This is a genomic window from Enterobacter cloacae complex sp. P14RS, from assembly GCF_014895895.1.
GTDB classification, from domain to species: Bacteria; Pseudomonadota; Gammaproteobacteria; order Enterobacterales; family Enterobacteriaceae; genus Enterobacter; species Enterobacter bugandensis.
On sequence record NZ_JADBQM010000021.1, the window covers coordinates 399,696 to 412,099 of the forward strand.

The window sequence follows — 12,404 nt, forward strand, 5'->3', positions numbered from 1 at the left end:
TCACGTTCAGGAATCCCAGGCCTGCTCTATCTTACCGGCTTCAAACTGTGGAGGCGGTTTTCGGAAGCGGCGCGTGAGCCAGGTTAGGTAAAGGACACCCAGTGCCGCCCAGATGAGGCCAAGCGTCAGGGACGTCGCTTCGAGGTTGATCCACAGCACGCCGACCGTTGCGGCACCAATGAGTGGCAGCAGGAAATAGTGGAGCCGATCTTTCCACGTTTTGTTCAGCCCCTTACGCCGCCAGAAATGGTTGTACACCGAGAGATTAACAAACGTAAACGCCACCAGCGCGCCAAAGTTGATCAGCGCCGTCGCGGTTACGAGATCAAAGTACAGGGCCGACAGCGCCACTATCCCTACCATAATGACGTTCAGGGCCGGAGTCCGCCATTTCGGATGCACGTAGCCAAACACCCGCTCCGGAAAGACGTTGTCACGCCCCATCACATACAATAAGCGTGAGACGCTGGCGTGCGAGGCCAGGCCTGAAGCGAGCGTATTCACAAACGTGGTACACAGAAACACCGACTGGAAGAGCTTGCCGCCCACGTACAGCGCGATTTCCGGCAGCGCGGCGTCCGGGTTCTTGAAGCGCGCGATCGTCGGGAAAAAGAGCTGCATGAAAAACGAGGCAACAATAAATATCAGCCCGCCATACAGTGCGGTCAAGAAAATGGCTTTGGGAATAACCCGCGCCGCGTTTGGCGTCTCTTCCGACAGCGTGGTGACCGCGTCAAAGCCGAGGAAAGAGAAGCAGACGATAGTCGCGCCGGTAATAATCGGGATCAGGTGTGCGTTCTCGCTGATAAACGGCTGGAGCGACCAGACGGTGCCGACGCCCTCCCCCTTGTGCAGGCCGTGCACCACGAGGATGACAAAGACCACCATGATGGCGATCTGCACCAGCACAAACAGGGTGTTAAAGTTGGCGACCAGATTCACGCTTTTCAGGTTCGCCAGCGTCAGGATCGTCACAAACCCCACCACCCAGACCCAGGGCGGGACTTCGGGGAACAGCGCGGAAAGGTAGATCTTCGCCAGCAGCACGTTGATCATCGGCAGGAAGAGATAGTCCAGCAGCGATGACCAGCCGACCATAAAGCCTAAGTGGGGGCCGATCGATTTCTGCGTGTAGGTATACGCGGAGCCCGCTTCCGGGAACTGTCGTACCAGTTTGCCGTAGCTGATGGCGGTAAACATGACGCCCGCCAGCGCCAGGAGATACGAGGCGGGCACGTGGCCGTTGCTGATACCGGACACAATGCCGAAGGTATCAAACACGGTCATGGGGGTGAGATAAGCCAGCCCCATCATGACCACCTGCCAGAGCTTGAGGGAACTGCGCAGCCGGGTTCTTCCGGCCATGCGCGGCGAGTCAAGAGAGGTGTTAGTCGCCATAAACCATCCCCCCCATGCTTACCGTGGTTTGCAATCGCGTTGACCGTAACGCAAACCTGCTTAGCAAAGGGGGAAGTTGTAAAGAACATACGCGATCGTACCAGCGCAGCGTCTCTCGCTCGCACTCACAGCAGGCGCCTGACTGGCCCCCTTCGCCCTGCGGATAGTTGAACATCTGCATCATTTCCTACCTCGTCACACAGTGTCGTTAAGAAAGTCCCTGTGCCGCCTGCGCTCCATAACGCGACTCCCGGGAGATAGCTGGCGTGCCAGCGAACGTTTCGGCCAGGCTCCGCGCAGGCCGTTTGGTGATACGTATGCGATGAAACAAAGCGGCCCCTAACCGGGGCTCGTCATCAGGCGTTTTTCAGCATCCACTCAATTTCTGTTTCGGTAATCAGGCGTTCAAACTGCAGTAATTCATCATTTTTGCAGGCGTGATAGACGTGGCAGAAACGTTCGCCCAGCCGCTCGCGAAGATGATCGTTTTGCATAAATTCCCACAGCGCATCGCTCTGACGAATCGGGAACGGCAGTCCGTCCTGCTCCAGACCATTGCCTTCCACTTCTTCCTGCAGGGGTAAATCGTTATCCAGCCCGTGCAGAATGCCGGCAAAAATCGCCGCCATCACCAGATACGGGTTCGCGTCTGCTCCCGCCACGCGGTACTCGACCCGATGGTTATGGCGATCGCCGCAGGGGATACGCAGGGCAACGGTGCGATTATTGTGTCCCCATGACGCCTGCGTCGGCACGTACATTCCCGGCTGGAAGCGGCGGTAGGAGTTGACGTTCGGCGCCAGCAGCGCCATGGACGCAGGCATCAGATCGATCATCCCGGCCAGCGCGCGTTTCAGCAGCGCGGAATCCTCGCCGCTGGCGTCTGCGAGCACGTTTTCGCCTCGGTTGTTTTGCATGCTGATGTGAATATGCATCCCGCTGCCCGCATGCTCTTCATACGGCTTTGCCATAAACGTGGCGTGCATCTTATGTTTTTCCGCCATCTGCCTGACGAGACGCTTAAGCGCCAGCGCATCATCGCAGGCATCAAGCACGTTTTCCGTATGGTGCAGGTTTATCTCAAACTGGCCCGGGGAAGCCTCAGCCACGGCCCCGTCGGCGGGGATCAGCTGCAGCTGCGCCAGTTCGTCAATGTCGTTCAGCACGTCAGCAAAGTGGTTCAGGTTATCAACCGAGTAGACCTGACTCTGCGTGTTGCGTACGTCGGTGCCCGGCGCGCAGGGTGGCTGCAGATAGCCGTCGGCATCGCGCTTACGGTCAAGTAAATAGAACTCCAGCTCTACCGCTACCACGGGGAACAGACCGCGCTGGCGCAGCTGCTGCCAGAGTCGGTTGAGTACGTTCCGCGGCTCAACGTCAAAGGGAGCGCCATCTTCATCGACCATGGTGAGCTGCACCTGACCAATGTATTCCGGGTCGGCGGCGGACGGCGTCAGGGTACCCGGCACCGGCACGCAGATACAGTCCGGCTCGCCGAGCTCCTGCCCCAGGCCCGCCTCTTCCACGACGTTACCCAGAATGTCCATGGCGAAAACCGATGCCGGGAAATAGCAGCCTTTTTCAAGCTTGCTCAGTCCGGCAACCGGGATGCGCTTGCCGCGAAAACAGCCGTTCAGGTCGGTCAGGAGGACATCAATAAACTGGGTGTCAGGATACTTTTCTAAATAGCGCTTCACTTCCTGCGTAAAGGCGCTGCCCCGCCTCTCATCCGTGTGCTGCACAAAGTTCTCAACTTCTACGATATTGGTTTCCATGATTTACCACCGTTTTTGGGATTTGCGTTCGCTGCTCTGGACTGTCAAATATAATGTCCACCCTATCGAATCTGTATGCAAACAAATTGTTTGTCAAATGTTAAATTAAGTTTGCAAAAGGCAGATCCCGTTGCTAGATTGAGAAAATATTGAACGAAAAGGCCGTTTCACAGGCGAGAATGGCCTAAATTTAGTCCACTTTGTGAGGGCGATCATGGAAAATATAATGAACAAGCCAGTTATTGGCGTAGTGATGTGCAGAAACAGGCTTAAGGGTCATGAGACCCAGACCCTGCAAGAAAAGTACCTGAATGCCATTATTAACGCGGGGGGCTTACCGATTGCCTTACCCCATGCGCTGGCAGAGCCAGAGCTACTTACCGCTCTGCTGCCAACCCTGGACGGGATTTACCTGCCGGGCAGCCCAAGTAACGTGCAGCCGCACCTTTATGGTGAAAACGGCGATGAGCCTGACGCCGATCCCGGGCGAGATCTTCTGAGTATGGCGCTGATTGCCGCCGCGCTCGAAAGGCGCATCCCCATTTTCGCCATCTGCCGGGGGCTGCAGGAGCTGGTTGTTGCGACGGGAGGGACGTTGTATCGCCGCCTGTTTGAGCAGAACGACCTGCTTGAACACCGGGAAGATCCTGAACTGCCGGTTGAGCTACAATACGCCCCTTCTCATGAGGTTCAGGTTCAGGAGGGAGGACTGCTGTCTCAATTAATACCAGGCTGTAACACATTTTGGGTAAACTCGTTACACGGGCAAGGTGCACGAACGTTAGGACCACGGCTTCGCGTGGAGGCCCGTTCGACGGACGGGCTGGTGGAAGCGGTCAGCGTTCATGACCACCCTTTTGCCCTCGGCGTGCAATGGCACCCCGAATGGAACAGCAGCGAGTACGCCCTCTCACGTATGTTGTTTGATGGTTTTATCACCGCCTGTCAAAGCCACATTGCCGAGAAGCAACGGCTTTGACCACTACCGTAAAGGAAATGCAACTATGAGCGATGACGGACTGGCGCCAGGGAAACGTCTGTCTGAGATCCGCCAGCAATTGGGTCTCTCGCAGCGGCGTGCCGCCGAACTGTCTGGGTTAACACACAGTGCCATCAGCACCATTGAGCAGGACAAAGTCAGTCCTGCCATCAGTACGCTGCAAAAGCTGCTGAAAGTCTATGGGCTGTCGCTCTCGGAATTCTTTTCGGAACCGGAAAAACCTGATGAACCGCAGGTGGTTATTAATCAGGAAGACCTTATCGAAATAGGCAGTCAGGGGGTTTCGATGAAGCTGGTTCATAACGGAAATCCGAACCGTACGCTGGCGATGATTTTTGAAACTTACCAGCCTGGAACCACGACCGGAGAGAGGATCAAACATCAGGGTGAGGAGATCGGTACGATACTGGAAGGTGAAATAGTGCTGACCATTAATGGCCAGCCTTATCACCTGGTTGCGGGGCAGAGCTATGCCATCAATACCGGCATACCGCACAGCTTCAGCAATACCTCGGCAGGCATCTGCCGCATTATCAGTGCCCACACCCCCACCACGTTCTAATTACCACTCAGTCCCGGCGTAAGCGCGCTTACGCCGGGACAAATAAAAACGATCAATGTCGGCATTTAACGGGTTAATCCCCGGGATGCCCCACGGCTTCGTATTGCCTGAAACGGCCATGACCTTATTTATCTGATTGCGAAAGAAAGGAGTGAATATGCATTTTCAGCACCTGACTTACTGGCAGGATAAAGCAAAAAGCAGCGCCATTGAGACCCGGTTATTTATTAACGGTGCCTATTGTGACGCCGCCGATAATGCCACGTTTGAAACCGTCAATCCCGCTACCCAACAGACGCTGGCGAACGTGGCCCGGGGCAAGCAGGCTGACGTGGACCGTGCGGTTCAGGCCGCGCGTGAGGTATTTGAGCGCGGCGACTGGTCACAGGCGTCTCCGGCGCAGCGCAAGGCCGTGCTGAATAAGCTCGCCGATTTAATGGAACGCCACGGCGAAGAGCTGGCCTTACTGGAAACGCTGGACACCGGTAAACCCATCCGCCACAGCCTGCGCGACGATATTCCCGGCGCGGCCCGCGCCATTCGCTGGTACGCCGAAGCGGCGGATAAAGTCTACGGCGAAGTGGCGCCTACGGGTCCGGGCGAGCTGGCGATGATCGTGCGCGAGCCGATCGGGGTTGTTGCGGCCATCGTCCCCTGGAACTTCCCGCTGCTGCTGGCCTGCTGGAAGCTGGGCCCGGCGCTGATCGCGGGCAATAGCGTGGTATTAAAACCGTCGGAGAAATCACCGCTCACCGCCCTGCGCCTGGCCGGGCTGGCGAAAGAGGCGGGCCTGCCGGACGGCGTGCTGAATGTGATAAGCGGTTACGGCCACGAAGCGGGCCAGGCGCTGGCACTGCACCCGGAGGTCGAAGTGCTGACGTTTACCGGCTCTACCCGTACCGGCAAGCAGCTGTTGAAGGACGCGGGAGAAAGCAACATGAAGCGCGTCTGGCTGGAGGCAGGCGGCAAGAGCGCCAACATTATCTTTGCCGACTGTCCGGACATGGACAAGGCCGTGAGCGCGACCGCCGCCGGGATTTTTTACAACCAGGGGCAAGTCTGTATCGCCGGTACCCGCCTGCTGCTCGAAGACAGCATCGCCGATGATTTTCTGGCAAGGCTGAAAGCGCAGGCCCACCGCTGGCAGCCTGGCGATCCGCTCGACCCGGACAGCACGATGGGCATGCTCATCGACGCTGCGCACGCCGATACCGTCCACACGTTTATTCGCGAAGGAACCCGGAAAGGTACGCTGCTGCTGGACGGGCGGGAACAATCATGGCCTTCCGCAGTCGGTCCCACCATTTTTGTCGACATCGACCCTGCCTCCCCGCTGTGCCGGGAAGAGATTTTCGGGCCGGTGCTGGTTGTCACCCGTTTTAAAACCGAAGAGGAAGCCTTGACGCTGGCCAACGACAGTGAATACGGGCTTGGCGCGGCGGTATGGACCCGCGATCTTTCCCGGGCGCACCGCATGAGCCGCCGCCTGAAAGCCGGCTCGGTCTTCGTCAATAACTACAACGACGGTGATATGACCGTCCCCTTTGGCGGCTATAAGCAGAGCGGCAACGGTCGCGATAAGTCCCTGCACGCGCTGGAAAAATTTACCGAACTGAAAACCATCTGGATTGCCCTGGAGCCTCAATCATGACCGAACATACCACCAGCTACTACGCGGCCAGCGCGAATGCTTATGAACCTTTCCCGACGCTTAACGAGTCGATCAGCTGTGACGTGTGTGTGGTGGGCGGCGGCTATACCGGCCTCTCCTCCGCGCTGCATCTTTCTGAAATGGGCTACGACGTAGTGCTCCTTGAGGGGGCGCGCATCGGCTTCGGCGCCAGCGGACGCAACGGCGGCCAGCTGGTTAACTCCTACAGCCGTGATATCGACGTGATCGAGAAAAACTACGGGCCCGATGCCGCCAAAGTGCTCGGGAGCATGATGTTTGAAGGCGGGGAAATTATTCGGGAGCGTATCCAGCGCTATCAGATCCAGTGCGACTATCGTCCCGGCGGGCTGTTTGTGGCGCTAAACCATAAGCAGCTGGAGACGCTGGAGGAGCAAAAGGCCAACTGGGAACGCTACGGCAACACCCAGCTGGAGCTGCTGGACGCCAGCGCCATCCGCCGGGAAGTCGACAGCGACCGCTATACCGGCGCGCTGCTGGACCGCAGCGGGGGGCACATTCATCCGCTGAACCTGGCGATCGGCGAAGCGGACGCCATTCGCCTGAACGGTGGGCGTGTATATGAACAGTCTCCGGTGACCGCCATTCAGCACACCAGCCCGGCAGTAGTAAGCACGCAGCATGGCCAGGTCACGGCCCGCTACGTGATCGTCGCCGGGAATGCCTATCTGGGCGATAAGATAGAACCGGAGCTGGCAAAACGCAGCATGCCCTGCGGCACCCAGGTGGTGACCACCGCTCCGCTGCCGGAAGAGGTCGCCCGCACGCTGATCCCCAATAACTACTGCGTGGAAGATTGCAATTATCTGCTGGATTACTACCGCCTCACCGCAGACAACCGCCTGCTGTACGGCGGTGGCGTCGTCTATGGCGCGCGCGATCCGGACGATGTCGAACGCCTGGTGATGCCAAAGCTGCTGAAAACCTTCCCTCAGCTGGCAGGCGTCAAAATCGACTACCGCTGGACGGGCAATTTCCTGCTGACCCTGTCCCGTATGCCGCAGTTTGGTCGTCTGGATAAAAACATCTATTACATGCAGGGCTACAGCGGCCACGGCGTGACCTGCACCCACCTGGCCGGACGGCTGATCTCGGAACTGTTGCGCGGTGACGCTGAGCGCTTTGATGCGTTTGCTAACCTCCCGCACTACCCCTTCCCGGGCGGTCGCAGCCTGCGGATTCCATTCACGGCGATGGGCGCGGCGTACTACAGCCTGCGCGATCGTCTTGGCGTATGATCGTTTCGACAAAAGGGTATCTGACATGAGTAACCAGGAATTTCATCAGCGCAGACTTTCTGCCACCCCGCGCGGCGTAGGCGTAATGTGTAATTTCTTTGCCCGCACGGCGGAGAATGCCACCCTCACCGACGTGGAAGGCAACGACTATATTGATTTCGCCGCCGGGATCGCGGTGCTGAATACCGGCCATCGTCATCCTGAACTGGTGGCCGCAGTGGAAAAACAGCTTCACCAGTTCACCCACACGGCCTACCAGATTGTGCCGTATGAAAGCTATGTTTCATTAGCCGAGAAACTTAACGAGCTGGCCCCGCTCCAGAGCCCGGCCAAAACGGCGTTCTTCACCACGGGCGCAGAAGCGGTGGAAAACGCCATTAAAATCGCCCGGGCCCACACCGGCAGACCGGGCGTGATTGCCTTCGGCGGAGGCTTCCACGGCCGAACCTATATGACCATGGCCTTAACCGGCAAGGTCGCGCCTTATAAGCTGGGATTTGGCCCCTTCCCGGGGTCGGTTTATCACGTGCCGTATCCCTCCGAGCTGCACGGCATCACGACGCAGGATGCCATCACGGCGATAGAACGCCTGTTCAAAGCGGATATTGAGGCGAAACAGGTGGCGGCGATTATTTTTGAACCCATTCAGGGTGAAGGCGGATTCAACGTCGCCCCGCCAGAGCTGGTAGCCGCCATCCGTCGTATTTGTGATGAGCACGGGATCGTGATGATTGCCGACGAAGTGCAGAGCGGCTTCGCCCGTACGGGTAAACTGTTTGCCATGGAACACTACGCGGACAAGCCCGACCTGATGACGATGGCGAAAAGCCTGGCAGGCGGAATGCCGCTGTCTGGCGTGGTGGGTCGCGCCGAAATCATGGACGCGCCGGCGCCCGGCGGTCTGGGGGGGACCTATGCAGGCAACCCGCTTGCGGTGGCCGCCGCGCACGCGGTGCTGAAGATTATCGACAACGAGTCACTGTGCGCCCGCGCCTGCCATCTGGGGGATCGACTGAAAGCCACGCTGGAGGAGATTCAGGGCACCTTCCCTGCGCTCGTGGCGATAAGGGGGAGAGGATCGATGATTGCGGCGGAGTTTTTTGATCCCGAGAGCCGTGAACCGTCGGCCGCCATCGCGCAGGCGATACAGCAAAAGGCACTCGCCCAGGGCCTGCTGTTATTGATCTGCGGCCAGTACGGCAACGTGATCCGCTTCCTTTATCCGCTGACCATTCCGGATGCCCAGTTCAACCAGGCGCTGGCGATCCTGCAACAGGTTATGCGTGATAAGTGCTGAGTGCCCACCGAAAACCGTCTCCCGGCATTCCGGAGACGGTTTCAACGGAGGAGATCGGCATAGATTTCCTCCGTGTGGGAAATGTTGGTGAATTTGGTCTGTTTCATTGTATGCTCCCTGAAACACATCCCCGGCATGAGGAAATAAGAATTGCAAAAAACATCAGCCTATCAGTCACTTGTGAAAACCTTCCAGCGCCTCTCACGCTTCTCGCACCTCTCCTCCATCGCCAGCTGGGACATGTTCACCATGATGCCGCCCGGCGGCAGCGCCGCGCGCGGTGAAGCGCTGGCAGAGATGAGCGTCCTGCAACATCAGATCCTGACCGATAAAAAAGTCGGCGACCTGTTAGCAGCGGCGGCAGGTGAAGATCTGAATGACGTCGAACAGGCCAACCTGCGCGAAATGACGCGACAGTATCAGCAGGCTACCCTGCTGCCGGAATCGCTGGTGGAAGCCAAATCTCTCGCGGGCAGCAGGTGCGAGCACGCCTGGCGTACGCAGCGTCCCGCGAACGACTGGCAGGGCTTTTCCGCCAACCTGAAAGAAGTGGTGAAACTCAGCCGTGAAGAAGCCCGCCTGCGCGCAGAAGCCAAAGGCTGTACGCCGTACGACGCGCTGCTGGATATTTTTGAACCGGACATGACCAGCGCGCGCCTGGACGTGCTGTTTGGTGATATGAAAACCTGGCTGCCGGACCTGCTGGCAAGCGCGGTGGAGAAACAGGCTCAGCGGTCGTTCGTTCCGCCGCAGGGCCCCTTCCCGACGGCAACCCAGCGCGAACTGGGTCTGGAAGCCATGAAGATGCTCGGCTTCGATTTTAACGGCGGTCGCCTCGACGTAAGTGCGCACCCGTTCTGCGGCGGCGTACCGGAAGACGTGCGCATTACCACGCGCTATGATGAGGACGAGTTGCTCAGCGCGCTGTTTGGCGTGATCCACGAAACCGGACACGCGCGCTACGAACAAAACCTGCCGCGCGCGTGGGCAGGACAGCCTATTGCCCTGGCCCGCTCAACCGCGATCCACGAATCCCAGAGCCTGTTCTTTGAGATGCAGCTGGGACGCAGCGAAGCCTTCCTCAAGCACCTCCTCCCTGCCGTTCACGCCCGCTTTGGCAGCCAGGCGGCGTTCAGCGAAGAGAACTTTATCGCCTGGAACCAGCGCGTGAAGCCGGGCTATATCCGCGTCGATGCCGACGAAGTGAGCTACCCGGCACACGTGGTGCTGCGCTATGAGATTGAGCGGGCGCTGATCAACGGCGAGATTGAGGTGGACGATATCCCCGCCCTGTGGGATGAGAAAATGCAGGCCTGGCTCGGATTATCCACCAAAGATAACTACCGCAACGGCTGCATGCAGGATATCCACTGGACCGACGGCGGGTTTGGTTACTTCCCGTCGTACACGCTGGGCGCGATGTATGCCGCGCAGCTGTTCCATGCTGCAAAGACCGCGCTTCCGGGACTGGCGTCCTCTATCGCTGAAGGGGATTTTTCCGCCCTCTTTGAGTGGCTGCGTCAGAACATCTGGCAGCACGGTAGCCGCTTTAGCACGTCGCAGTTAATTACCCAGGCGACGGGTGAAGATCTGAATATCCGCTACTTCCGCGAACACCTGACCTCACGCTACCTGTAATGATAAGGCCGGGGTTCTTCCCCGGCCTTGTACATATGGTTACACGCCGATACCAATCACTCACGGAAACCCCGAATTTACAGGGATATAGTTATTTCAACGGCCCCGCAGTGGGGTTAAATGAAAAACCAAATTCGAGGGTATGAACATGAAAAAAGTATTAGCTCTGGTTGTTGCCGCTGCTATGGGTCTGTCTTCTGCTGCGTTTGCTGCTGAAACCACTGCTGCACCAGCTGCTGCGGCGCCTGCTGCAACGACCACCGCGGCGCCAGCAAAAACCGTACATCACAAGAAACACCACAAAGCCGCTAAACCGGCTGCAGAGCAAAAAGCGCAGGCAGCTAAAAAGCACCACAAAAAAGCCGCTAAACCAGCCGTAGAGCAGAAGGCTCAGGCTGCGAAAAAGCACCACAAGAAAGCCGCTAAACCAGCCGTAGAGCAGAAAGCCCAGGCTGCGAAAAAGCATCACAAAAAAGCAGTAAAACACGAAGCTGCTAAACCAGCTGCACAGCCAGCTGCGTAAGCGTACAAGCTTAACCGTGCCCTGCGGGGCACGTTGGTAAACCGGCGCTGAACCGGAAAAGGTTCTGCGCCGTTTTTTTTATCCGGAGGGCGTATGCTGCGACGCTATCGGTTTGAGCTGATTCTTATCCTGCTTATTTTATGCGCGCTCATCGCAAGCCGCTTTTATCTTTCCTGACTGTAGCACGCTGATTTTACTCCCACTTTAGCGCCGTCCCGTCTATAGTATTTTCATAGGGTTCACTTTTAATAATCATAATTACCCCCACCAGAGTGTGATATGCGTAAATCTGTTGTGTTGTTGCTGGGAACGTTTGGCCTTTTTTCTGGATTTTCACAGGCGGATGATGGCGGTGATAGCGCCATTAGCGCGAAAGAGCTAAAGACGCTTTTTTTCGGTCATGACGATCGTACTCGCGTCACCGATCCTACCCAGGCTCCCTGGGACGCTATAGGCCAACTGGAAACCGCCAGCGGCAACCTGTGTACCGCGACGTTAATCACCCCGCAATTAGCGCTGACGGCGGGCCACTGCCTGTTGACGCCACCCAACGGTAAGCCAGACAAAGCGGTTGTCTTACGATTTGTGTCGCAAAAAGGGATCTGGCGCTATGAAATCCACGGCATTGAAGGTCGGGTTGATGCTTCTCTTGGGAAACGTCTTAAACCGGATGGAGACGGCTGGATTGTGCCGCCCGCGGCAGCCTCGTGGGATTTTGGCCTGATTATTTTGCGCTACCCGCCTTCGGGCATTACGCCGCTGCCGTTGTTTGACGGCGATAAAGCGGCGCTCACCGCCGCGCTGAAAGCCGCCGACCGCAAGGTAACGCAGTCAGGCTACCCGGTCGATCATCTGGATGCGCTTTACACCCACACGGACTGTATCGTGACGGGCTGGGCGCAGACCAGCGTGCTTTCCCATCAGTGCGATACGTTGCCGGGCGACAGCGGGTCACCGCTGATGCTGAAAACCGATAACGGCTGGCAGTTGATTGGGGTTCAAAGCTCCGCCCCGGCAGCGAAAGACCGCTGGCGAGCCGATAACCGGGCCTTATCCGTCACCGGTTTTCGCGATAAGCTGGAAGCGCTGGCTAAAGAGTAAGCCAGCGCGGCCGTCTGTGGATCAGGGTTACCGATTGATCAGGCGAGTTTTATCATGATCATGCCCGCCAGCAGCAAAATCAGTCCTATCCAGCCTTTATTATTTAAACGCTGCCCGAAAAGCACCCACCCTGCGGCCAGGGTGGCGGCGATACCAAAACCGCCCCACAGCGCATAGGCCAC

Annotated in this window: 12 protein-coding genes; 9 read left to right on the forward strand and 3 right to left on the reverse strand. The window is 57.8% G+C overall.

The annotated features are described in order from the left end of the window. Nucleotides 1–6 precede the first annotated feature (6 nt). On the reverse strand, nt 7–1,398 hold the full coding sequence (locus IM295_RS17960; RefSeq protein WP_193067111.1) for an APC family permease: 1,392 nt from the start codon (nt 1,396–1,398) through the stop codon (nt 7–9). Nucleotides 1,399–1,754: 356 nt separating this feature from the next. Continuing rightward, nucleotides 1,755–3,173, reverse strand: a complete 1,419-nt coding sequence (locus IM295_RS17965) for a glutamine synthetase family protein (RefSeq protein WP_024909135.1) — start codon at nt 3,171–3,173, stop codon at nt 1,755–1,757. 214 nt (nt 3,174–3,387) lie between these two features. Between IM295_RS17965 and puuD the strand changes: the two genes are divergently transcribed. The 9 genes from puuD (at nt 3,388) to IM295_RS18005 (ending at nt 12,222) form a co-directional block, all read left to right on the forward strand. Next, the gene (gene puuD / locus IM295_RS17970) at nt 3,388–4,152 is read left to right on the forward strand and encodes a gamma-glutamyl-gamma-aminobutyrate hydrolase (protein ID WP_028012974.1); all 765 of its coding nucleotides are present in this window, start codon (nt 3,388–3,390) and stop codon (nt 4,150–4,152) included. 25 nt (nt 4,153–4,177) lie between these two features. Continuing rightward, complete coding sequence (puuR, locus tag IM295_RS17975; RefSeq protein WP_013096835.1) at nt 4,178–4,735, forward strand: HTH-type transcriptional regulator PuuR; 558 nt, start codon at nt 4,178–4,180, stop codon at nt 4,733–4,735. A 157-nt stretch (nt 4,736–4,892) separates the two neighbouring features. Further along, nucleotides 4,893–6,386, forward strand: coding sequence for an aldehyde dehydrogenase PuuC (puuC, locus tag IM295_RS17980; protein ID WP_193067112.1), 1,494 nt, complete (start codon nt 4,893–4,895; stop codon nt 6,384–6,386). Further along, on the forward strand, nt 6,383–7,663 hold the full coding sequence (locus IM295_RS17985) for an FAD-binding oxidoreductase (protein ID WP_063438448.1): 1,281 nt from the start codon (nt 6,383–6,385) through the stop codon (nt 7,661–7,663). The genes puuC and IM295_RS17985 overlap by 4 nt, the downstream gene beginning before the upstream one ends. A 25-nt stretch (nt 7,664–7,688) precedes the next feature. Further along, a complete protein-coding gene (puuE, locus tag IM295_RS17990) occupies nt 7,689–8,960 on the forward strand; it encodes a 4-aminobutyrate transaminase (protein ID WP_193067113.1) in 1,272 nt (423 codons plus the stop codon). A gap of 150 nt (nt 8,961–9,110) precedes the next feature. Continuing rightward, on the forward strand, nt 9,111–10,598 hold the full coding sequence (locus IM295_RS17995; RefSeq protein ID WP_045261459.1) for a carboxypeptidase M32: 1,488 nt from the start codon (nt 9,111–9,113) through the stop codon (nt 10,596–10,598). A gap of 148 nt (nt 10,599–10,746) precedes the next feature. Next, nucleotides 10,747–11,121 carry an acid resistance repetitive basic protein Asr gene (gene asr / locus IM295_RS18000; RefSeq protein ID WP_032642591.1) on the forward strand — a complete coding sequence of 125 codons (375 nt, stop codon included), beginning with the start codon at nt 10,747–10,749 and terminating at the stop codon, nt 11,119–11,121. 93 nt (nt 11,122–11,214) lie between these two features. Continuing rightward, entirely contained in the window at nt 11,215–11,298 is an 84-nt protein-coding gene (locus tag IM295_RS23300) for a hypothetical protein (protein WP_023617729.1), read from the forward strand. 102 nt (nt 11,299–11,400) lie between these two features. Then, on the forward strand, nt 11,401–12,222 hold the full coding sequence (locus IM295_RS18005) for a serine protease (RefSeq protein WP_192986085.1): 822 nt from the start codon (nt 11,401–11,403) through the stop codon (nt 12,220–12,222). A gap of 38 nt (nt 12,223–12,260) precedes the next feature. Here IM295_RS18005 and IM295_RS18010 read toward each other — a convergent pair. Beyond that, a partial coding sequence (locus IM295_RS18010) for an SMR family transporter (RefSeq protein ID WP_239006651.1) occupies nt 12,261–12,404 on the reverse strand: 144 nt, incomplete at its 5' end.